The sequence below is a fragment of the Mycobacterium sp. NGS11 genome, assembly GCF_059813315.1.
On record NZ_JCALEJ010000028.1, the window covers coordinates 17,044 to 37,486 of the forward strand.

23 protein-coding genes, 3 tRNA genes and 1 pseudogene are annotated in these 20,443 nt (G+C 66.9%); 11 read left to right on the forward strand and 16 right to left on the reverse strand.

Translation table 11 applies throughout. The features are described 5' to 3' along the window. Positions 1-46 precede the first annotated feature (46 nt). The 6 genes from AC5Y4T_RS22320 to AC5Y4T_RS22345 form a co-directional block, all read right to left on the reverse strand. The gene (locus tag AC5Y4T_RS22320) at positions 47-934 is read right to left on the reverse strand and encodes a TauD/TfdA dioxygenase family protein (protein ID WP_499955451.1); all 888 of its coding nucleotides are present in this window, start codon (positions 932-934) and stop codon (positions 47-49) included. Positions 935-1,027: 93 nt separating this feature from the next. After that, positions 1,028-1,858: a galactan export ABC transporter permease subunit Wzm/RfbD gene (wzm, locus tag AC5Y4T_RS22325; protein WP_499947288.1), complete on the reverse strand. Its 831-nt coding sequence runs from the start codon at positions 1,856-1,858 to the stop codon at positions 1,028-1,030. Continuing rightward, on the reverse strand, positions 1,855-2,775 hold the full coding sequence (gene glfT1 / locus AC5Y4T_RS22330) for a galactofuranosyltransferase GlfT1 (RefSeq protein WP_499955453.1): 921 nt from the start codon (positions 2,773-2,775) through the stop codon (positions 1,855-1,857). Before glfT1 ends, wzm begins: the two co-directional genes overlap by 4 nt. Further along, positions 2,768-3,607 (reverse strand): galactan export ABC transporter ATP-binding subunit Wzt/RfbE, encoded by an 840-nt coding sequence (wzt, locus tag AC5Y4T_RS22335; protein WP_499955455.1) that lies wholly within the window; start codon positions 3,605-3,607, stop codon positions 2,768-2,770. Before wzt ends, glfT1 begins: the two co-directional genes overlap by 8 nt. Before the next feature lie 20 nt (positions 3,608-3,627). Continuing rightward, positions 3,628-4,074, reverse strand: a complete 447-nt coding sequence (locus AC5Y4T_RS22340; RefSeq protein WP_499917656.1) for a bacterial proteasome activator family protein — start codon at positions 4,072-4,074, stop codon at positions 3,628-3,630. 81 nt (positions 4,075-4,155) lie between these two features. Then, positions 4,156-6,153: a DUF6541 family protein gene (locus tag AC5Y4T_RS22345; RefSeq protein WP_499955457.1), complete on the reverse strand. Its 1,998-nt coding sequence runs from the start codon at positions 6,151-6,153 to the stop codon at positions 4,156-4,158. Between the two features lie 117 nt (positions 6,154-6,270). Here AC5Y4T_RS22345 and AC5Y4T_RS22350 point away from each other — a divergent pair, with 117 nt between their 5' ends. Further along, complete coding sequence (locus AC5Y4T_RS22350; protein WP_499955459.1) at positions 6,271-7,467, forward strand: cysteine desulfurase-like protein; 1,197 nt, start codon at positions 6,271-6,273, stop codon at positions 7,465-7,467. Positions 7,468-7,568: 101 nt separating this feature from the next. Here AC5Y4T_RS22350 and AC5Y4T_RS22355 read toward each other — a convergent pair whose 3' ends face one another. Beyond that, complete coding sequence (locus tag AC5Y4T_RS22355) at positions 7,569-8,537, reverse strand: NAD(P)H-quinone oxidoreductase (RefSeq protein ID WP_499955461.1); 969 nt, start codon at positions 8,535-8,537, stop codon at positions 7,569-7,571. 37 nt (positions 8,538-8,574) lie between these two features. Here AC5Y4T_RS22355 and AC5Y4T_RS22360 point away from each other — a divergent pair. Continuing rightward, positions 8,575-8,661: transfer RNA gene (locus AC5Y4T_RS22360), tRNA-Ser, on the forward strand. 39 nt (positions 8,662-8,700) lie between these two features. On the opposite strand, the pseudogene AC5Y4T_RS22365 reads toward AC5Y4T_RS22360, so the two are convergent. From AC5Y4T_RS22365 to AC5Y4T_RS22380, 4 genes and pseudogenes are all read right to left on the reverse strand, one after another. Further along, positions 8,701-9,055: pseudogene (locus AC5Y4T_RS22365) on the reverse strand (Rv2629 family ribosome hibernation factor); the annotation flags it as partial. Between the two features lie 35 nt (positions 9,056-9,090). Further along, positions 9,091-9,279 (reverse strand): hypothetical protein, encoded by a 189-nt coding sequence (locus AC5Y4T_RS22370; protein ID WP_066873023.1) that lies wholly within the window; start codon positions 9,277-9,279, stop codon positions 9,091-9,093. Between the two features lie 29 nt (positions 9,280-9,308). Beyond that, the gene (gene lipE / locus AC5Y4T_RS22375) at positions 9,309-10,562 is read right to left on the reverse strand and encodes a lipase LipE (protein ID WP_499955463.1); all 1,254 of its coding nucleotides are present in this window, start codon (positions 10,560-10,562) and stop codon (positions 9,309-9,311) included. Between the two features lie 25 nt (positions 10,563-10,587). Then, positions 10,588-11,412: a crotonase/enoyl-CoA hydratase family protein gene (locus AC5Y4T_RS22380; protein WP_499955465.1), complete on the reverse strand. Its 825-nt coding sequence runs from the start codon at positions 11,410-11,412 to the stop codon at positions 10,588-10,590. 23 nt (positions 11,413-11,435) lie between these two features. Between AC5Y4T_RS22380 and AC5Y4T_RS22385 the strand changes: the two genes are divergently transcribed. Beyond that, entirely contained in the window at positions 11,436-12,020 is a 585-nt protein-coding gene (locus tag AC5Y4T_RS22385; protein ID WP_499917237.1) for a TIGR03086 family metal-binding protein, read from the forward strand. 91 nt (positions 12,021-12,111) lie between these two features. Here the strand turns inward: AC5Y4T_RS22385 and AC5Y4T_RS22390 are convergent, their stop codons facing one another. Next, positions 12,112-12,573: a DUF4334 domain-containing protein gene (locus AC5Y4T_RS22390; protein WP_499947293.1), complete on the reverse strand. Its 462-nt coding sequence runs from the start codon at positions 12,571-12,573 to the stop codon at positions 12,112-12,114. Between the two features lie 9 nt (positions 12,574-12,582). Then, positions 12,583-13,650 carry a histidinol-phosphate transaminase gene (gene hisC, locus AC5Y4T_RS22395; RefSeq protein ID WP_499955467.1) on the reverse strand — a complete coding sequence of 356 codons (1,068 nt, stop codon included), beginning with the start codon at positions 13,648-13,650 and terminating at the stop codon, positions 12,583-12,585. A gap of 80 nt (positions 13,651-13,730) precedes the next feature. Between hisC and AC5Y4T_RS22400 the strand changes: the two genes are divergently transcribed. After that, a tRNA-Ser gene (locus AC5Y4T_RS22400) sits at positions 13,731-13,822 on the forward strand. Between the two features lie 29 nt (positions 13,823-13,851). Beyond that, positions 13,852-13,924, forward strand: a tRNA-Arg gene (locus AC5Y4T_RS22405). Between the two features lie 151 nt (positions 13,925-14,075). Here the strand turns inward: AC5Y4T_RS22405 and AC5Y4T_RS22410 are convergent. From AC5Y4T_RS22410 to AC5Y4T_RS22420, 3 genes are read right to left on the reverse strand one after another with little or no spacing between them, the layout of a single operon-like run. After that, positions 14,076-14,591 (reverse strand): hypothetical protein, encoded by a 516-nt coding sequence (locus AC5Y4T_RS22410; protein WP_499917234.1) that lies wholly within the window; start codon positions 14,589-14,591, stop codon positions 14,076-14,078. A gap of 11 nt (positions 14,592-14,602) precedes the next feature. Then, on the reverse strand, positions 14,603-15,607 hold the full coding sequence (locus AC5Y4T_RS22415) for a phosphotransferase family protein (protein WP_499955538.1): 1,005 nt from the start codon (positions 15,605-15,607) through the stop codon (positions 14,603-14,605). 39 nt (positions 15,608-15,646) lie between these two features. Further along, a complete protein-coding gene (locus AC5Y4T_RS22420) occupies positions 15,647-16,006 on the reverse strand; it encodes a nuclear transport factor 2 family protein (RefSeq protein WP_499955469.1) in 360 nt (119 codons plus the stop codon). A gap of 125 nt (positions 16,007-16,131) precedes the next feature. On the opposite strand from AC5Y4T_RS22420, the gene AC5Y4T_RS22425 reads away from it, so the two are divergent. From AC5Y4T_RS22425 to AC5Y4T_RS22450, 6 genes are all read left to right on the forward strand, one after another. Continuing rightward, the gene (locus AC5Y4T_RS22425) at positions 16,132-17,076 is read left to right on the forward strand and encodes a class I SAM-dependent methyltransferase (RefSeq protein WP_499955471.1); all 945 of its coding nucleotides are present in this window, start codon (positions 16,132-16,134) and stop codon (positions 17,074-17,076) included. Positions 17,077-17,161: 85 nt separating this feature from the next. Beyond that, positions 17,162-17,572, forward strand: coding sequence for an MmcQ/YjbR family DNA-binding protein (locus tag AC5Y4T_RS22430; protein WP_499955473.1), 411 nt, complete (start codon positions 17,162-17,164; stop codon positions 17,570-17,572). A 105-nt stretch (positions 17,573-17,677) separates the two neighbouring features. Next, a complete protein-coding gene (locus AC5Y4T_RS22435) occupies positions 17,678-17,917 on the forward strand; it encodes a hypothetical protein (RefSeq protein WP_064880197.1) in 240 nt (79 codons plus the stop codon). A gap of 23 nt (positions 17,918-17,940) precedes the next feature. Continuing rightward, positions 17,941-18,096 (forward strand): DUF6131 family protein, encoded by a 156-nt coding sequence (locus tag AC5Y4T_RS22440; protein WP_197694711.1) that lies wholly within the window; start codon positions 17,941-17,943, stop codon positions 18,094-18,096. Positions 18,097-18,248: 152 nt separating this feature from the next. Beyond that, complete coding sequence (locus tag AC5Y4T_RS22445; protein ID WP_499917654.1) at positions 18,249-18,953, forward strand: response regulator transcription factor; 705 nt, start codon at positions 18,249-18,251, stop codon at positions 18,951-18,953. Continuing rightward, positions 18,931-20,442 carry a sensor histidine kinase gene (locus tag AC5Y4T_RS22450; RefSeq protein WP_499955475.1) on the forward strand — a complete coding sequence of 504 codons (1,512 nt, stop codon included), beginning with the start codon at positions 18,931-18,933 and terminating at the stop codon, positions 20,440-20,442. The genes AC5Y4T_RS22445 and AC5Y4T_RS22450 overlap by 23 nt, the downstream gene beginning before the upstream one ends. Position 20,443: the final 1 nt, after the last annotated feature.

A 20,443-nucleotide genomic window follows, 5' to 3' on the forward strand; every position in this document is an offset into this window, starting at 1 on the left:
GAGCGGCCCGCCAGCACCGGCCGCGCGGCTCCCCACACCGGCGCCGTCACTGCGCCGCCCGGCGTGTCGGCGCCCGCATCGCCTCGAGCCCGTCGGCGGCCGTCGCGGCGATCGTGCTCCGCACCATGTGGCGCGGCTGTCGCGCCGGCCAGGGCCGGCCGCGATGCATGACCGCGCGGTTGTCCCACATCACCACGTCGCCCTCGCGCCACGAGTGCAGATAGCTCGTGCCGGGGGCGGTCGCCGCCCGGGTCAGCTCGCCGAGCAGCTCTTGCGCGGCTGTGCGCTCCATGCCCTCGATCGCGTAGGCGTGCGAGGCCATGTACAGCGCCTTGCGGCCGTTGACCGGGTTCTGCCACACCAGGCGCCAACATTGCGGCGGCAGCGCGGCCCGTTCGGCCGGGCCGACGAGATCGGGCGCGATCTTGCCGCGCGAAAAGGCGTATTCGTGCCAGGCGAAGGAATCTTCGAGTCGCCGCTGCAATGCCGGATCGAGGCGCCCGAACGCGAGCCGGGTGGAGACGTACTCGGTCTCGCCGCCCTGCGCCGGCACGATGCGCGACGACAGCACCGAGGCGAGCGCCGGCACCGGCTTGAACGAACTGTCGGTGTGCCAGAGCTGGTTGGCCTTGTTCTCCAGCGCGATCGGGTCATCTTCGGCCACCACGTTGCCCTGGTCGTCGAGTGTCGTGAGGATCACCAGGTTGGTGCCGTGGCCCTGCGTGTTCGGCTTGGTGACCTCGAGCGGCCCGAAGCGGCGCGAGAACGCGAGCTGCGCCTCATCGGTGACGTCCTGGTCGCGCAGGACCAGAACGGAGTGCTCCTCAAACGCCGCGCGCACCGTCGCGTATGCGGCGTCGTCGGCCGCAACGTCGTGGATGGTGACGCCGCGCAATTCCGCGCCAAAGCCCGGGCCCAACGGCACGATTTCCATCGGCGCCCTCCGTCGTTCGTCTGTGCACGACTGTCCACCCAAAACGAACGCCCGGCAAGCATGGCCGCGTGGACGATCCCGGGGGGAACGGTCCTACACCCAGTACGGCACCCGGGCGCGGTACTGGCGCATGGCGAAGGCAGCCAGCAGCCAGCCGACGGCCGTCAAGATCAGCACCACGGCCCAGTGCCGCAGTTCCTGATGCGAGCCCAGCAGGGGGGCGCGCACGATGTCGAGATAGTGCAGCAGCGGGTTGAGTTCGACGATCTTCGACCAGCGACCGGCGCCTTGCTGTCGCAGGGTGTCGTCGTTCCAGATGATCGGCGTCATGAAGAACAGCAACTGCACCACCGAGAAGAGCAACGGTCCGATGTCGCGGTAGCGGGTCGCCAGGATGCCGAAACACAGTGACACCCAGATGCAGTTGAGCACGATCAGCGCCAGCGCCGGGATCACCGAAAGATCGGCCCACGACCATGGTTTGGGGAAGATCATCGCGATCACGACGTAGATGACGATGTTGTGCGCGAACAGAATCATCTGCCGCCACACCAGCCGGTAGACGTGCACGCTGAGTGGCGTGGGCAGTTGCTTGATCAGTCCCTCGTTGGCGACGAAGACGTCGGCGCCCTCCAGGATTGCGGCGTTGATCAGGTTCCAGATGATCAGGCCCAGCGTCACATACGGCAGATGCAGCGACAGCTCGAGATGAAAAAGCTTGGAGTACAAGCCTCCCATCGCGACGGCCGTGGTTCCGGTCGCGATGGTGATCCAGAACGGTCCCAGCACCGAGCGACGATAGCGCTGCTTGATGTCCTGCCAACCCAGGTGCAGCCACAGCTCGTGCCGGCGAAAGCCTGCGACGAGGTCGCCCCGGGCGCGGGTAAGGGTGCGCGACTGTGCCGCCGCGTCGACGAACGTCATGTGCGCCGCTCCTCTGCTGGCTTGCCGAACTGCTCGCGACGCCCCAAGCGCCGCAACCGGATCCATTCCAGCAGACCGCGCGGATCGCGACGGCTCACCAGGAAGAACCAACCGAACCGCACCCACTCCTGCACCAGCAGCTTGCGCAGGCCGGGCTGCGACAACAGGTAGCCCCGATTGCGGTAGGTGTAGAACCGCTTGGTGTGGTTGTCGGGATACTGGGTGTGCATGCGGCCACCCAGAATCGGGCGAAACTCGTCGGATCCGCAGGGGTGCAAGTAGATCGTGTCCAGGCAGGTCCCGAACGGCAGTCCGGACCGCACCAGCCGGCGATGCATCTCCACCTCGTCGCCGCGAATGAACAGCCGCAGGTCCGGGACGCCGACCGCGTCCAAGGTGGTGGCCCGAAACAGCGCGCCGTTGAACAGCGAGGCGATCCCGGGAAGCAGGTCCTGCCCCGCTTCGGTGCGCAATTCGCTTGCGCGCCTGCGCCATACCAGGCCACGCCGCAGCGGGAAGGCCAGCCGTTCCGGGTCGTCGGAGTCGCAGACCATCGGAGATACTTCGGCGAGGCCGTACTTTTCGGCACAGGCCAGCAGGGTCGCCAGGACGCCGGAGTCCTGTGGGCGGCCGTCGTCGTCGGCCAGCCACACCCAATCGGCGCCCTGGGCCAGCGCGTGCAGGATGCCCAGCGCGAAACCCCCTGCGCCGCCGAGGTTTCGGCGCGATGCCAGGTAGGTGGTCGGGATCGGTTGGCCGGCCACCAGGTCGCGAACGCGGCCGGAGCCCGGGCCGTCGTTGTCCACCACGATGAGGTGATCGGGCAGCCGGGTCTGCGTGCTCAGCACATCGAGCGACTTGGCCAGTTCGTCGGGGCGCCGGTGGGTGACGACGACGGCGAAGACGGTCTCACTCATCCCCGGATGCTCTTTGGGCCAGGGGTGTCTCGAGTCGATTCGCCTGCCGGGTCTCTTCGAGCACCTCGCGGACGTGGCGGGCCGCGTCTTCCCCTTCGTACGCGCGCACCACGTCCTCGATGCCCCCGGACATCCGGATGACGCCATGGTCGATCCACATCGCCGTCTTGCACAACCGCGCCAGGAATTCGTTGGAATGACTGGCGAATACCAGGATTCCGGAGCGCTCCACCAGGCTCTGCAACCGCGACTGCGCCTTCTTCAAGAACTCGGCGTCCACCGCGCCGATGCCCTCGTCGAGCAGCAGGATTTCGGGGTCGATGCTGGTGACCACGCCCATCGCCAGCCGGACACGCATGCCGGTGGAATAGGTGCGCAGCGGCATGGACAGGTAGTCGCCGAGCTCGGTGAACTCGGCGATCTCGTCGACCTTGGCCAGCATCTGCTTTCGCGTCTGCCCCAGGAACAGACCGCGAATGATGATGTTCTCGTAGCCGGAGATCTCGGGGTCCATGCCGACGCCGAGGTCGAAGACCGGTGCGACCCGGCCGGTGACCGTCGCCCAACCCCGGGTGGGCTCGTAGATGCCCGAAAGTAGGCGCAGCAGAGTCGATTTGCCCGCCCCGTTGTGGCCCACCAGTCCGACCCGGTCACCCAACTCGAGGGACATGGTGATGTCACGCAACGCTTCGACCACCACCACGTTGGAGCTATTGCGTCCGATCGTGCCGCCGGCTTTGCCCAAGAAGGCCTTCTTCAACGAGCGCGACTTGGCGTCGAAGATGGGAAACTCCACCCACGCGTTGTGCGTCTCGATGTGAGGACCCGACACCGTCACCTACTCGAGGTCGCTTACAGGTACTGGCCGTGCCCGGGCGCGCCCGGCTTGCCGATGCCGGAAGGGAGGGCGCCCTGGCGCATCTTTTCCAGCTGCGCGCGGGCGGCCATCTGCTGCGCGAAAAGCGCGGTCTGGATGCCGTGGAACAGCCCTTCCAGCCAGCCGACCAACTGCGCTTGGGCGATGCGCAATTCGGCGTCGGACGGCGCGGCGTCCTCGTTGAAGGGCAGGGTCAGGCGATCGAGCTCCTCGCGCAGTTCCGGCGCCAAGCCCTCCTCCAGTTCCCGGATGCTGGTCGCGTGGATCTCGCGCAGCCGGTTACGGCTGGCCTCATCCAGCGGTGCGGCCCGCACCTCCTCGAGCAGTTGCTTGATCATCGTTCCGATGCGCATCACCTTCGCGGGCTGCTCGACCAGGTCGGTCAGGGAGCGCTCGTCGGCGTCGTCCTCGGTGAGCGCCATCACTCGCGGGTCGACGCCACCGATGATTTCGACGTCGTCGTCATCGTTGCGGGTACTCAATCCTTCACCATCCTTTGTGGACTATGGGTGTGGCGTCGTGCCGTTTGGTCGCCATTCATAAATTCGGGCACCGCCATTGTCGTAGATCAACGCCCACGACTTCGACTTATCCAGTGACACTAGTCCTTCGGGTACGGCGAACCCCCGGACAGTCGGCGTGCTGGTGTAGATGTACCGGATATTGAGCGCTTTGATCGCTTCGAGCACCCGCGGATCGGATTCGCCTTTGCGGGCCGAGGTCCAGAAGATGTACCGGTTGGGACCCGGGCCCATCTGCTGTGGGTAGTCGTAGTGGGTCCACAGCGGATGCAGATCGGCGACGGCGTACATCCAGGCGGTGCCGTCGGTGTTGGCGTTGCCGATCAACGTTTCGTGGGCGCCGGGCAGCTTGGACAGATAGGCCATCGCCATCAGGTCGCGCTGGTCGATCATCACCGAGTCGTACTTGTCGCCGAACAACACGATGTGCCGATACAGGTAGTGGCGCCCGGTGAGCACGGTGATAACCACCAGCAGCACCGCTGTGGTGGCGGTCCACACCGGAACCGGCCCGAGGCGCCAGTCGCCTGCCAGGGCCGGTCGAACCCGCCCGGCCAGCCGTTTCGCGAGGCCCACGGCGCCCACGACGAGCGCGAACAGCGCGACGCCGGCCATCGGCTCCAGCAGCAGGGTGATGGCCGCCGAGATCCGGCGCGGGTCCTTGTAGAAGAACTCGCCGATCATCCCGGCCACCGCACCGACCGGACCGCCGAGGGGCGTTCCCGCGTCGACATCGACCACCACGAGTAGCAGCCACGCCGCCAGCGGCCACCAGATCCTCTTGTAGGCGAAAAGCAGCCCGCCGAGGATCGCGAGCGCCATGAGCCCGTACTGGTACGGGAAGTCGTTGAGGTGGCGGGAGTGCTGGAAGACGGCGTCGAAGAGTCCGCGTTTCTTGCTGAGGTAGGTCAGAAAGGAGTGTCCGGCGATGATGTCTTCCTGCCCCTGGACGCTGATGAACTGCGGCAACAGGATGAGTCCGGAGACCACCGCGACGCAGGCCAGCGCGACGAGGTCTGCCAGCCTGCCGCGCACCGGACGCCACACCGCATCCATCAGCCACCAGGCCGCAAGGAACAACAGCACGATCACCCCGCCGGTGATGTGCACGGACATGACGCCCACCCACGCCAGGATGGCCGCCGGGATGCGGTCGCGGTGCCGCAGCGTGGTGGTGATCAGGACGAAAGCCGGAACCGCGACCCCATAGGCGGCGAGGTTGGGCATCGCGGCCACACCGAACTCGACATAGGGGACGGCGGTGAACGATGCCGACAGCGCCGCCGCGGTGGCCGCCGCTCCGGCGCTGCGCCACTCGGTGGTGTGCCGCCGCACCAGATGCCAGGTCAGCATCGCCGCGCTGGTGGGGAACAGCCAAACCGATGCCGCGACCGACGTCAGTGTGTAGCCGGTGGTGGGTGCGGCCCCGGTCAGCTGGCAGAACACGGCGATCAGGGCGTGGAACACCGACGGGTAATACAGCGTCTTATGGGTCTCGACGTTGCGCAGCTCGCCCATGTGCGTCGACGACGCCTGGCCGGTGTCCAGGATGAAACGCACCTCGTTGGCGTGCCAGACCGCGTCCCAGGTGCTCGGGATGGTCTGCCAATGGGCGGCCAGTCCGCGGTAGGCGGCCCACATGATGAGCAGGGCGCCCAGCAGTACGCCCACCCCCACCGTGATGGCCGGCCAGCGGCTGACCCCGCGAGCTTCCGCTTCGCGGTCGCGGAACCGGGCCAGCAGCAGCTGCAGCACGATCATCAGCAGGCACACCACGACCAGCGTCGCCAGCGCGGTCCAGCCGTTCCACGGAATTCCGATGGCGCCAAACGGAATAATGGCGAGCGCGACCATGCCGAAGGTCAGCGCCGGGCCGACCGCGACAGCGACCGACCACGACAACTGACTGATGCGTGCGATGATCGCCCCGGGCGCTATCAGCAAGAACAATGCAATGAGCGTTCCGAACCAGAGCCCCACTCGACTAGTATGGCTGGCCGGGTGCCCTGGCTCGGGAGGCCACCAACTGGCCGGAACGTCTGTGGGACCCGCTACCGTCACAGTTTCGCAAAAAGCGGAAGCCCTAAGGTGGCCCACATGGCATATGACGTCGCCCGGGTGCGCGGACTCCATCCGTCGCTGGGTGACGGCTGGGTGCACTTCGACGCCCCGAGCGGGATGCTGATTCCAGATTCCGTCGCGACCACGGTGTCGACGGCTTTCCGCAGGTCCGGTCCCACGACGGCGGGCGCACACCCGTCCGCGCAGCGCAGTGCCGCCGTTCTGGAGGCGGCGCGGGCGGCGGTGGCCGATCTGTTCAACGTCGACCCCGCGGGTGTCGTGCTGGGGGCCGATCGGGCGATTTTGTTGTCGGCGCTGGCCGAGGCGTCGTCGTCGCGGGCCGGCCTGGGCTACGAGGTCATCGTCAGCCGCTTGGACGACGAGGCCAACATCGCCCCGTGGCTGCGCGCGGCACACCGGTACGGCGCCAAGGTCAAGTGGGCCGAGATCGACATCGAGACGGGTGAGCTTCCCACGTGGCAGTGGGAGGGGTTGATCGGAAAGTCGACCCGGCTGGTCGCCGTGGCCTCGGCCTCCGCGACGCTGGGCACGGTCACCGACCTGCGGGCGATGACCAAGCTGGTGCACGACGTCGGCGGCCTTGCGGTGGTCGACCATTCCGCCGCCGCGCCCTATCGGCTGCTCGACGTCAAGGAAACCGACGCCGACGTGGTGGCGGTGAACGCCGCGGCGTGGGGCGGTCCGCCGATCGGCGCGATCGTGTTCCGCGATCCCGCGTTGCTCAACTCGTTCAGTTCCATCTCGCCGGATCCCAAGGCCGTTGGGCCGGCCCGCCTGGAGATCGGTGCGCACCAGTTCGGTCTGCTGGCCGGGGTGGTGGCCAGCATCGAGTACCTGGCGTCGCTCGACGAATCCGCCCGCGGCGGCCGGCGCGAACGCCTGGCGGTATCGATGCAATCCGCCACGTCGTACCTGAACCGGATCTACGACTATCTGATGGTGTCGTTGCGGTCACTGCCGTTGGTGATGGTGATCGGCCGCCCGGAGGTGCGGATCCCGGTGGTCAGTTTCGCCTTGAACGGCGTGCCCGCCGAGCGAGTCGTTCAGCGGTTGGCGGACAACGGAATTCTGGCCGTCACCAACGAAAGGTCCCGCGCGCTCGACGTGTTGGGCGTCAACGACGTCGGCGGCGCGGTGACGGTCGGCCTGGCGCACTACTCGACGACGGCAGAAGTCGACCAGTTGGTGCGCGCGCTCGCGTCGCTCGGTTAGACCGTCATCGCGTGTGCACTCACGGCGGGAATCCGGCGTAGATTTCGCCGACGTTGCACACTGAAAGCCCTGGGCGCACACTCGACGGCCCGAGCCCTTGGCTAGACCGTCAGGACGACCTTTCCGGTCACCTTGCTCGACGAAAGCTGTTGATGTGCCTCACCGGCCTGCTGGATGGGCAGGCGGGCGCCGATGATCGGCCGGACGCGGCCCTCGGCGATCATCGGCCACACGGACGCGATCACCGCCTGCACGATTTCGGTCTTGCTGTTGGGTCCGGTGACCGGGCGGGCGCGCAACGTGGTGCCGATGACCCGCGCCCGCTTGCCCAGCAGCTTGCCGATGTTGAGCTCGCCCTTGATGCCGCCCTGCATGCCGATGATCACGAGCTGTCCGTCGGTGGCCAGGGCGTCGATGTTGCGGTCGAGATAGGAGGCGCCCATGATGTCGAAGATCACGTCAGCGCCGCCGGCCTCCTGCAGGCGCGCGACGAAGTCCTCGTCGTGGTAGTTGATGGTGATCTCGGCGCCGAGCTCACGGCAGAACTCCAGCTTCTCCGCCGATCCGGCGGTGACGGCCACGCGCACACCCAGCGCCCGGGCGACCTGGATGGCGTGACTGCCGATGCCGCTCGCCCCGCCGTGCATCAGCAGCAGCTGCCCCTTGCCGAGGTGCGCGGTCAGCACCAGATTCGACCAGACGGTGCAGGCCACTTCGGGTAATCCGGCAGCGTCCACCAGGTCGACGCCAGAGGGGACCGCCATCACCTGCCCGGCCGGCACGGCGACGTATTCGGCGTAGCCGCCACCGGCGAGCAATGCGCAAACCTGTTGTCCGACAGACCAATTCGTGATATCGGGGCCGACATCGGCGATGACGCCGGACACCTCCATGCCGATGATCTCGCTCGCACCCGGCGGCGGCGGGTACTTGCCGGCGGCCTGCAGCAGGTCGGCGCGGTTCACCCCGGCCGCGGCGACCTCGACCAGGACCTCGCCTGGACCGGCGGACACGTCGGGTACTTCCTGCCACGAAAGCTGATCGGCGGATTCGGCGACGATGGCGCGCATGCAGGCCACGCTACCGAGTCCCGCTACCCTGATCAGCGGTGGCGTGGCAGAGCGGCCTAATGCACTCGCCTTGAAAGCGAGAGACGGCTAACACCGTCCGGGGGTTCAAATCCCTCCGCCACCGCTGTGGTCACTCGACACTGCGATGCAGGGTCGGCGCGTAGCGCAGCTGGCGCTTGACGAATTCGCCCTCGATGGCGTGCTCGATCTCGCCGAAGTCGTGACCGCTGTGCCGTGCCCCGATCTCGAGTGCCACCGTGCGCTCCTGCAGTCGCTCGGGCAGCGTGGCGATCACCGCGCGCCCGCTGCGGCCTATCGGCGGACGCAGGCTCATGATCGCGTCCTCGAGCTGGCCGATCACCGTCGCCCCGGCGGCTGAGCGTTCCAGCTTCCTTGACCGCCCGCCACTTCAGCTCGAGCTGAGCCTCGGCGTCGTGGGTGTCGTGTGAGTCGTCGAAGTACACCGAGGCGAACGGCCCCGGTGCGTCCAGCAGCTTGCGGAAGCGTTGCGAGTCCATACCGTGTTGGGTGCCCCCGCGCCGGGGACAAACACCTAGCTTCGATCGCCCTCGGTGTCGTCGAAGAAGTGCCATTCGCCGTCATGCTCGACTTCCATGCGCCAGCCCAGCTCGCTGTTGTCGGCTTTTTGGTCGACGAACCACGCGTGCGCGTCGTCGGCGCTTTCGATGTCTTTGGTGGCGACGACTTCGCCCTTGGGATCGAGCACTCGATAGGTAGCCATGGGTGGCAGGATTCCCACTGCCGCCGTCGTCAACCGGTTGGGATTTCGGCGGTGATCGTGTCCAGCAGGGCGGTGTACCGGCGGGCTTCGGGATCCCGCCCGGGTTTGCCACTACTCACGACGCCGGCCGACAGCCCGCGCGCGGGGTCGGCCCAGATCGCGATGTTGACCAGGCCCAGGTTGCCGAACGCGTGGGGCGCGTTGTGCCCGAACGGGCCCCACCGGTTGGTGCCGAGGATGAATCCGGTGCCCCAGCGGGCCGGGTGCAACCCGACCGCGAAATCGGGTCGCAGCCTTCGGCATTGGGTCACGGCACGGTACATGGTCTCCGGACTGATCACCCGGACGCCGTCGAGTTCGCCTCCGCGGCGCCAGATTTCGGCGAAGCGTGACATTTCCTGCGCGGTCGAGACCGTGTTGGACGACGGGATGATCGTGTTGAGGAACAGCGGGGTGTTGGTGATCGGGATCATCTCGTGCACCGTTCCGCCGATCGCCTTGCGGAAGATCTGCGCGATCACCGGCGGCAGCGGGCGGCCGGTGGCGTGACTCGGCGCGACCAACGGCAGGTCTTCCTTGGTGACGCCGAAGTTCGTCCACCGGAAGCCGAGCGGGTCGAGGATCTCGGTGGCCAGTATTTCGCGAATCTCCTTGCCGGTGGCCGCGTAGACGAGCTCGCGCACGAGCGGACCCCAGGTCAGCGCGTGGTAGATGTGCACCAGCCCCGGCCTGTACAGGGGTCGCAGCTCGCCCAGCTTCTGCTGTGCGTATTCGTGGTCGTCGGCTCGCTTGACGTCCGGCTTGGCCCCGGTGGGAAACGGCAGCCCGGCGCTGTGAGTCATCACGTGCCGGATGGTGATCCGATGCTTGCCATGACTGGTGAACGTGGGGATGTAGTCGCACACCCGGTCGTCGAGCGAGAAGACGCCGCGCTCGACGAGCATGTGCACCACCGTCGCCGCCATGCCCTTGGCGGCCGAGTACACGCAGAACGGTGTGTCCGGCGTGACCGCGATCTTCTCGGCGTCGGGTGGGTCGCTGGGGGCGTTGCCCCAGCCGTGGCCGATCGCGCGGTTCAGCACCACGCGGCCGTGCTGTCGGATGCACAGCTGGATCGCGGGATGGAAGCCGGCGCGATACCAATGTCGCGCCGCCTGCCAGATCCGGTCGACGGCGGCGCTGTCGATCTCGGAGTGGTCTTCGTCGGCGATCGCCGTCACGGCGTCCAAATCGGCCGGGACGCGGATTCTGCCGTCGGGAGTCGCTGAGCGCGGCTGGTTCACCCCAGCGAGGGTACGTGGCGTCCGGTTATTCCCCGGTGAACTGCGGCGGGCGCTTCTCGAACGTCGCCGAGATGCCTTCGGTCAGGTCCTTGGACGGCAGGAAGGCCGCGTTCCAGGCGGCCACATACCGCAGGCTCTCCGATACCGCCGCGATGCGCTGCTGGTCGAGCACGTCCTTGACGCCGTGCACCGTCAGCGGGGGATTGGCGGCGATCTCCGCGGCGGTGGCGTGCGCCGCGGCCAGGGTGGCCTCGGCGTCGGCGTACACGTCGTTGACCAGACCTATCTTCTCCGCGCGGGCCGCATCGATGTCCTTGCCGGTCAGCGCCAGCTCGCGCAGGTGCCCGTCGTTCAGGATCATCGGCAGGCGGGCCAGGCTACCGACGTCGGCGACGATGGCGAGCTTGACCTCCCGCACCGAGAACTTGGCGTCGGCGCTGGCGTAGCGGATGTCCACCGCCGAGATGAGGTCGACGCCGCCGCCGATGCACCAGCCGTGCACCGACGCGATGGTGGGGGTCCGGCAGTCGGCGACGGCGGTGATCGCGGCCTGCATGCGCTTGACCTCGCGGTGGAACACCGCGCGCGGGCCGGCCAGCGCGTCGCCGGACAATAGCGGGGTGAACGAACCGCCCATCGCCGGCACGTCCAGGCCGTAGCTGAAGTTCTTGCCCGAGCCGGTCAGCACGATGGCCCGCACCTCGGGGTCGGCGTCCAGCGCCGCGAACAGCTCGGGCATTTCCGACCAGAAGGCCGGTCCCATCGCATTGCCCTTGCCCGGTCCGATCAGCGTCACCTGGGCGACGTGGTCTTTCGTCTCGACGGTGACGGATTCGTATGCTTGCGCCATATCGAGACCGTAGCGTGGCGAATATGGCTCCAGACTTGCGACCCGGACCGCATTCCCCGCCCACCGACGAGCTGCACAGCGCCGAGGACACGCTTGGGGTGCTGCAGCGGGTGCTGCACACGATCGCCTCCGACGACCTGTCACGACGGACGCCGTGCACGGAATTCGACGTGTCGGATCTGACCGGGCACCTGCTGAACTCGATCTCGGCCCTCGGCGGCATGGTCGGCGCGGACATTCCGGCGCGCGAGGAGGGCGATTCGGTGGAACGTCAGGTGATCGCCGCCGCTCGGCCGGCCTTGGACGCCTGGCACCGCCACGGTCTGGACGGGTCGGTGCCGTTCGGCAAGGGCGAGATGCCCGCGAACAGCGCGTGCGCCATCCTGTCGATCGAATTCCTGGTCCACGCATGGGATTACGCCACCGCGCTGGGCCGCGACGTGGACGCCCCCGAGCCACTGTCGGAGTACGTGCTGGGGCTCGCGCGTCAGATCATCCGTCCGGAGCTACGCGGTCAGGCCGGGTTCGACGACCCGGTCGACGTCCCCGCGGACGCCGGCGCGCTCGAGCAGTTGGTCGCGTTCACCGGACGCAACCCCGCGGGGTAGTTCTACGCCTTCGGTGCTATTGCCGAGCGTGAAGTTGGCTTCACGCTGAGTGACGAATGTGAAACTAACTTCACGCTCGAGCGTCGAAGACTCACTCCCGCTCGAGGTAGAAGTAGTAGTACTTGCCGTTATCCCGGACGCCCTTGCCGTTCATGATGCCCATCACGGCGTTGTCGTCGATCTTCTTGAAGTGGTCGTGCACCGGCTGACCGTCGTAAACCATGGTCGCGGTGACCTCTCCGCGGAAGTCCTCCAGCCACAGGCTGGCCTCGCCCTTGCCCATCTCGACGTTGGAGAATTTGTTGCCGTCGGCGTCGAGACAGACGAGTGGCTGCACGTCGCGGGCGGACTTGAAGGTCTTGCCGTACCAGCCGGCCTTCTCCAGTTGGCCGTTCATCTTGTGGCCGGTCTGGAACTCGCCGCCCTTCCATTCGCCGAGCATCCCGTCGATCGTCGCGGGCGCAAGCTCGGCCCAGAATTCGTCGAGCTCGGAATCCGGGATGTCGCCGCTGCGCTCCTTGAACTCGGTGAACTTCTTCCGCGCGAGGTCCACGGCGTCTCCTTACGATTCGGTGCGGGCTATCCAATCGCGGGCAAAATGCAGCAGCGCGTCATTTTCCTGCGGCGCACCAATGGTGACACGGACGCCTTCGTTCGCGAACGGCCGCACCACCAGGTGTGCGTCGGCGGCCTGCTCGGTGAAATCCATGGTGCGCTCACCCAGCGGTAGCCACAGGAAGTTGGCCTGCGAAGGGGGCAGCTCGAATCCGGCGTCGCGCAGCGCGTCACCGACGCGGGTGCGCTCGACGACCAGCGCGTCGGTGCGGGCCATCAGCTCGTCGGAGGCCTCGAGCGACGCGATGGCGGCCGCTTGCGCGAAGTTCGTCACGGCGAACGGCATGACCACCTTGTCCAGCGCGATGATCAGGTCCGGGTGGCCCACCGCGTAACCGACGCGCAGCCCCGCCAACCCGTAGGCCTTCGAAAAAGTCCGCAGCACAACGACATTGCCGTGGGTCAGCGCCAGATCCAGGCTGTTGGGCAGCATGCCGTCGCGGATGTATTCGACGTAAGCCTCGTCGATGGCGATCAGGACGTGAGGCGGCACGGCCTCGACGAATCGCGTCAGTGCGTCCGGGTCGACGACGGTGGACGTCGGATTGTTCGGGTTGCACACGAAGATGAGCCGGGTGCGGTCGGTGATGGCGGCGAACATCGCGTCGAGGTCGTGCGTGTGCTCGGTCAGCGGAACTTTGACGGTGGTCGCGCCGGACACCTGGATGATGGGCCGGTAGCACTCGAAGCTGCGCCAGCCGATCATCACCTCATCACCGGCGGCGGCGGTGATCTGAACTAGCTGCTGGCACAAGGTGACCGAACCGCTACCGACCGCGATCTGCTCGGGGGCGACGTGGGAACCCAGGTGCACGGACAGCGCCGCCTTGAGTTCGACGCTGGCGCTGTCCGGGTAGCGGTTGACGACGGCGACCGCGCGCTCGATCGCCGCGTGCACGCTGGGCAGCGGGCCGTAGACGGTCTCATTGCTGGCCAGCTTGATCGAGCCGGGCACGTTCTTGCCGGGGACATACACCGGCAGTCCGACCAGTTCGTTGCGCAGGCGGGCGGTCATTTCGACAGTTTATGTCTCGACTGTGTAAGGTATGGCTCCGCGCGAGCGGAAAGGGGTCCGGTACCCTCAGGAAGTCCAAGGGAGGCGTGCCAGAGCGGCCGAATGGGGCTCACTGCTAATGAGTTGTCCCCCTCAAAGGGGACCGGAGGTTCAAATCCTCTCGCCTCCGCCACGGAACACGGAACGACAACTGAATGACAGGCGCCCGTAGCTCAACGGATAGAGCATCTGACTACGGATCAGAAGGTTAGGGGTTCGAATCCCTTCGGGCGCGCTCAGGGCTCAGGGCTTGTTCGGGGCATCCGAAATGATTCGAATCGTGAAGCGCCAGTTTGTTGTAGGCGCGGCTTTCCCGATACCTTCCGCCCACGACTAACGTCATGCCAGCAGCCGGATCACTCACCGCCCGCGTGCACTCCGCCGCGCTAGGGGCGCGGCTGGAACGGCTGGAACGGTCCGCCGAACGGCCCCCGGCGAGGCGGTTCGGTCACGGTCTGTGTGACGGTGCTGGTTTCGGTGCTCGGCGACACCGTGACCGTGCTCGGAGGCTCTGTCGTCGTAGGAGTCTCGGTGCTCGACGGCGGCGGGGCCGTCTCGGTCACCGTCTCGGTCGGGCCTCCGCCACCGCCGCCCCTATGGTGCCGCGGCGCCTGCTCCGTGGTGGTCACCGGCGCGGTGGCGGACGGGACAGGCGTGGTTGTGGTGGCGGGGCTGGGCGCCGGTGACGACCCGCCAGTCAGCTTGACCACCGCGAACACCAGCGCAGCCAGCACGATCACCCCGATGGCGCCGGCCGCGACCAGCGCCGCCGGACGGCGGTACCACGGCGTCGGCGGCTCCGGTGGCTCAGGCGATTGTGGCTCGGGCTCGTAATATCCGCCGTACCGCGCGGCCGCGGTCGGCTCGGAGTAGAAATCCGGTTCCTCGGGATAAGGCGGCACGAGAGGAGATGTTAGTAGGAGCCCTCATCGGAGATGAGGCCCAGCGCCCGCTCGAACAGGTGCACCGTGGCCGCGTGCAGTTGGTCGCCGACCTCCTTCTCGGCTTTACCGGCGCAGGCACGGGCCAACGTTCCCTCGATCACGATCCCGAGCTTGAAGCAGGCCAGCACCGTGTACCAGGTGATGTGGGACAGGTCGCGGGTGGTGTTGGCGGCGTAGCGCTCGAGCAGCTCGTCGGTGCTGGCCAACCCGTCCTGCCCGCCAAGGGCGTGGCTGAACACGCTGGAGCCGTCGGGCTGGCGCCAGGTGGCCAGCAGCCAGCCCAGGTCCAGCAGCGGGTCTCCGATGGTGCACATCTCCCAGTCGACGATGGCGACCACGTCCGGGCCGGTGCGGGAGAACATCACGTTCGCGGCGTGATAATCGCCGTGCATGATGCCCGCCCTCCAGTGGGCGGGTCGGTGCCGGTCCAGCCAGGACGACACCTGCTCGATGCCCGGGATGTCGGGCCCTGGGTAACCGTCGTACTCGTTGTAGGACTCCAGCTCCGAAAGCCAGCGCGGCACCTGGCGTTCCAGGAAACCCTCGGGCTTGCCGAAATCGGCGAGGCCCACTGCGACATGGTCGACGGCGCCCAGGTTGGCCAGCGCGTCGGCCATCGACAGTCCCATTCCGTGACGCACTTTGGCGTCGCCGGCGTGCAGGGGTGGCAGGCCTTCGCCGGCGTTGAATCCGTCGACCGGGTCCATCAGGTAGAAGACGGCGTCTCCCAGCACACTCGGGTCCGCACAGGCGGCGATGAGGTGGGGATGGGGGACGTTCGAACCAGCCAGTGCGGCAAGGACTTTCGTTTCCCGCAGGATCACGCTGTTGCTACGCGGGCGCAAGTGTCGCGGTCCGCGCCGCAGCACATACTGGCGGCCGGCCCGGGTGAACCGCACCATGACGTTCTGAGTTCCGCCGGTGACATTGGAAACGTCCTGTAGCGGCCCCTCGCCGAGTCCCTGCCCGGACATCCACTCCGCTACGGCTTCCAGGTTCACGTAATCCACTCTTCAGCCCTTTGGGTGCGGCGTGTATCGGACGGTTTGCGCTCGGATCATGCCGTCGCGAAACACGAAGGTGTCGACGCCGTCGTCGACCCGATTGACAGCCGAGTCGGCCGACCACTGGAGGAACAGCACGTCCTCGTGGAAGAGCTGAGTTTTCAAGTCCCAGTTCGCATCCGGCAGGTCGGCGAGCAATGTCGCGAAGACTCTGCGAATGGCCGCCTTGCCGCGAGCCACGCCGGCTGGGCTGAGCAGCACGGAATCCTCGGTGTAATCGACGACGATCTCGTCAAGGTCGCCCGCGGCCAGCGCGGTGCCGTGGTGGGCGAAGACCTCCCGCGGCGTACGTGACGGGGTGGGCGTCATGGCACTCCCTTGCAACCTGTGGACCGTCTGCGAAAAAGACTAGGACAGGGGCGACGGGCGACCCCGGCCGGCGGCGCCTGGAAGAATAGTGTGCATAACTTACTTTCTGGGGAAGGGAACTGGCGATGCCGCGGACCGACGACGACTCCTGGGAGATCACTCAAAGCGTGGGCGCCACCGCGCTCGGTGTGGCGGCAGCTCGCGCGGCCGAAACCGAGAGCGAGAACCCCCTGATCAACGACCCCTTCGCCCGCATCTTCGTCGACGCCGCGGGCGAGGGGATGTGGAGCGTTTACGCCGACCCGGCGCTGCTGGCCAAGGCGGGCGACATCGAGCCGGACCTACGCAATCGGCTACAGCTGATGGTCGACTTCATGGCCACCCGGACGGCGTTCTTCGACGAGTTCTTCCTCGGCGCCGCGGACGCCGGCGTTCGGCAGGTGGTGATCCTGGCGGCCGGCCTTGACGCACGCAGCTGGCGCCTCCCCTGGCCCGACGGAACCGTCGTCTACGAACTCGACCAGCCCAAGGTGCTGGAATTCAAGTCCGACACGCTGCGCGAGCACGGGGCGCAGCCCAGGGCGCGGCTGGTCAACGTCCCGATCGACCTGCGTCAGGATTGGCCGAAAGCGCTGCGGGAGGCGGGATTCGACCCCTCCAAGCCCGCCGTGTGGTCGGCCGAGGGACTCGTTCGCTACCTGCCGGCGCAGGCCCAGGACCTGTTGTTCGAACGGATCGATTCGCTGAGTGTGGAGGGCAGTCGGCTGGCGTCCAACGTGCCCGCCGCGGGTTTCACCGATCCGGCTCGTGTGCAGCGCCAGCGCGACGACATGCGCCGGATGCGGGCCGCGGCCGCCGAACTGGTCAACGCCGAGATCACGGACTTCGATGACCTGTGGTATCCCGAGGAGCGCACGCCCGTCGACGGCTGGCTGCGTGAGCGCGGCTGGGACGTCACGACGGCCTCGTTCGCGGAGTTGATGGCGCGGTATGGCCGCAGTGTTCCGCCGGGCGCGGAGGACTCGATGCCGCCCACTCTCTACGTGTCCGCGCAGCGGACGGCGGGCTGATCTGCCCGACGGATCTCCGCGAGGTTAACGTCAAGTACCGCAACGGTTCTCGCCAGAATGACAGGCGGACGGTACCCTCGCCGCTATGGCTGCTCGACGTGCCCGGCTAAGCGACGTGCATGAGATCGCCGCCGCGATGCCGCACGTCCAGCGTTTGGACGGCCCCAAGGGCAATGCGATTTACCAGGTGGGCGGGAAGTCATTCGTCTTTTTCCGCACGCCCCGGCCCGACGCGATCGATCCCGACACCGGCGAGCGCTACGCGGATGTGATCATGCTGTGGGTGGAATCGGAAAGCGACAAGTTGGCGTTGATTTCCGATCCGGGTTCGCCGTTCTTCACCACGGACCACTTCGACGGTCACCCTTCGGTGTTGGTGCGGGCCAGCCGGCTGGCGGAAATCAGCAGGACCGAGTTAGCTGAGCTCATTCAGGACGCCTGGTTATCCCGGGCGTCGAAAAAGCGCGCCGCTACCTGGCTTGCCGACCACATCTAACGCAACGAGCTGCGCCGACAAGCACTGTTGCATAACCCATTGCATGTTTAGACATAAGTCGAATGGGTAACTTCAGGTCCACGAGAAAACTTCTTCTCGTCCACATTGGAGGTCACGATGCGTGGCAGCGGGATCATCGGAACGGTTGCGTTGGTGTGGTTGCTGATCGGGGTTTTCGCGGCGTGGCAGCGCGACTACTTCAAAAACGACAACACCTCATGCGCCTCGGCGGGCACGGTCGCGGTAACCGTGATCGCTGGCCCCTTGAATTACTTCGGTGTCAATCCAAAAGTGACGGATTGTCATCTGCCGCAACCAAGTTCAATGCAATCGATCAACCTCTAACCACTCACTCAAAGGAAGTCGACATGGTTATCTTAGGGATCATCCTGCTTATCCTGGGATTCTTTTTCCACGTACCCATCCTGACCACGCTGGGCATCGTGCTACTGGTCATCGGCGTGGTGCTCTGGATTCTGGGCTCGGTCGGCCGCCCGGTCGCCGGACGTCGTTACTGGTACTAACGGCTTCTGCCGAAGACGGATCGCGCGGCTGCCTGGCAGCCGCGCGATCCGTTTCACAGGACACGCATAGGTTCGGCATAGCCTTGGCTCAGCCCGCGGCGGGGATACTGGACGCTGTGACCCAGCCCCGAGCCTCGGTAGAGCGGGTTGTCATGTGTCGCGCCGACGGCAACCCCATCAATGTTCTGGTCGTTGACGACGAATCGGTGCTGGCCGACATGGTGTCGATGGCCCTGCGCTACGAGGGCTGGAACATCTGCACCGCCGGCGACGGGGCGTCGGCAATCGCGACCGCTCGCTCCCAGCGGCCCGACGTGGTCGTCCTGGACGTGATGCTGCCCGACATGAGCGGCCTCGACGTCTTGCGCAAACTGCGCGAGGAGAATCCGCAACTGCCGGTCCTGCTGCTGACGGCCAAGGATGCCGTCGAAGACCGCATCGCCGGCCTGACGGCCGGTGGCGACGACTATGTCACCAAACCGTTCAGCATCGAAGAGGTCGTGCTGCGCCTGCGCGCCCTGTTGCGCCGCACCGGGGTGACAACGGTCGACAGCGGCGCGCAGTTGGTGGTCGGAGACTTGGTGCTCGACGAGGACAGCCACGAGGTCACCCGCGCGGGCGAGCCAATCTCGTTGACCTCCACCGAGTTTGAACTGTTGAGATTCATGATGCGCAACTCCAAGCGCGTGCTGAGCAAAGCCCAGATACTGGACCGGGTATGGAGTTACGACTTCGGCGGCCGGTCCAACATCGTCGAGCTCTACATTTCCTACCTGCGCAAGAAGATCGACAACGGCCGAGAACCGATGATCCACACGCTGCGCGGCGCGGGCTATGTCCTCAAGCCGGCCCGCTGATACCCGAAGGGTCTGGTCCCTTCGCCTTCGGCTGCTGGTCGGGCAGATCGTCGTGTTGGCAATCGTTTGCGTCGGCATCACCGCGGCGACCGAACTGGCGTTGCTTCACCACCTGGTGGCCCAGCTCGACGGTCAGCTCGCCGGCACCTCCTTCCGTTCGGCGCTCATGTACCCCGAGCCGCCGCATTCGGGCTGGCGGCATCAGCGCGTCTATCCGCGTCCGGGCCCCGGCCCGCGATTCCTGGACGCGCCGGGCCAGCCGGCGGGCATGGTGGCCGCGGTGGTCAGCCACGGGGACACGGTGGACGCCGGTTACACGACGAGCAGCGGCGACCGGGCCGGGCTGACCCCGACCGCCCAGCAGCAACTGTCCGGGATCGCCGGCAGCCGCAAGCCGGTGACCCTCAACCTCGACGGGCTAGGCCGCTACCGGGTGGTCGCGGCGCCGAGCCGCAGCGGCGGTGACGTCATCGTCACCGGCCTGTCGATGGCCAACATCGACGCCACCCTGATGCGGATGCTCGTCATCTTCGGGATCGTCACCGTCGTCGCGCTGGTCGCGGCCACCACCGCCGGTGTGATCATCATCAGGCGGGCGCTGGCGCCGTTGCGCCGCGTCGCGCAGACCGCGAGCGAGGTGGCCGGCTTGCCGCTGGCGCGCGGCGAGGTGAAACTCCCTGTGCGCGTAGGTGAATCCGACGCGAACCCGTCCACCGAGGTGGGGCAACTGGGTGCTGCCCTCAATCAGATGCTGGACCACATCGCTGCCGCACTGTCGGCGCGGCAGGCCAGCGAGACGCGGGTTCGCCAGTTCGTCGCCGACGCCAGCCACGAGCTGCGCACGCCGCTGGCGGCGATCCGCGGCTACACCGAACTGACCCAACGGATGGGCGACGATCGCGAAGCGGTTGCGCAGGCGATGAGCCGGGTGGCTTCGGAGACGGAGCGGATGACGCGCCTCGTCGAGGACCTGCTGCTGCTGGCCCGGCTGGACTCCGGCCGTCCCTTGGAACGCGAACCGGTCGATCTGTCCCGGTTGGCGGTGGACGCGGTCAGCGACGCTCACGTCGCCGGACCCGATCATCAGTGGGAACTCGACCTGCCCGAAGAACCGGTGGTCGTCACTGGCGACGCGGCGCGCCTGCATCAGGTGCTGACGAACCTGCTTGCCAACGCCCGGGTGCACACCGGGGCGGGCACCGTCGTGACGATCCGATTGAGCACCGAGCCGTCACACACCGTGCTGCAGGTCGTCGACAACGGGCCCGGCATCCCGGCGGCGCTACAGTCCGAGGTCTTCGAACGCTTTGCCCGCGGCGACTCCTCGCGCTCGCGCAAGGGCGGCAGCACCGGACTGGGCCTGGCGATCGCCTCGGCGGTTGTCAAGGCGCACAACGGAAGTATCGCGGTGGACAGCGTGCCGGGCCACACCGCGTTCACGCTGCGGTTGCCACCGAATGGATGGCAACCGCCCGCTGGCGAGCCTTAAG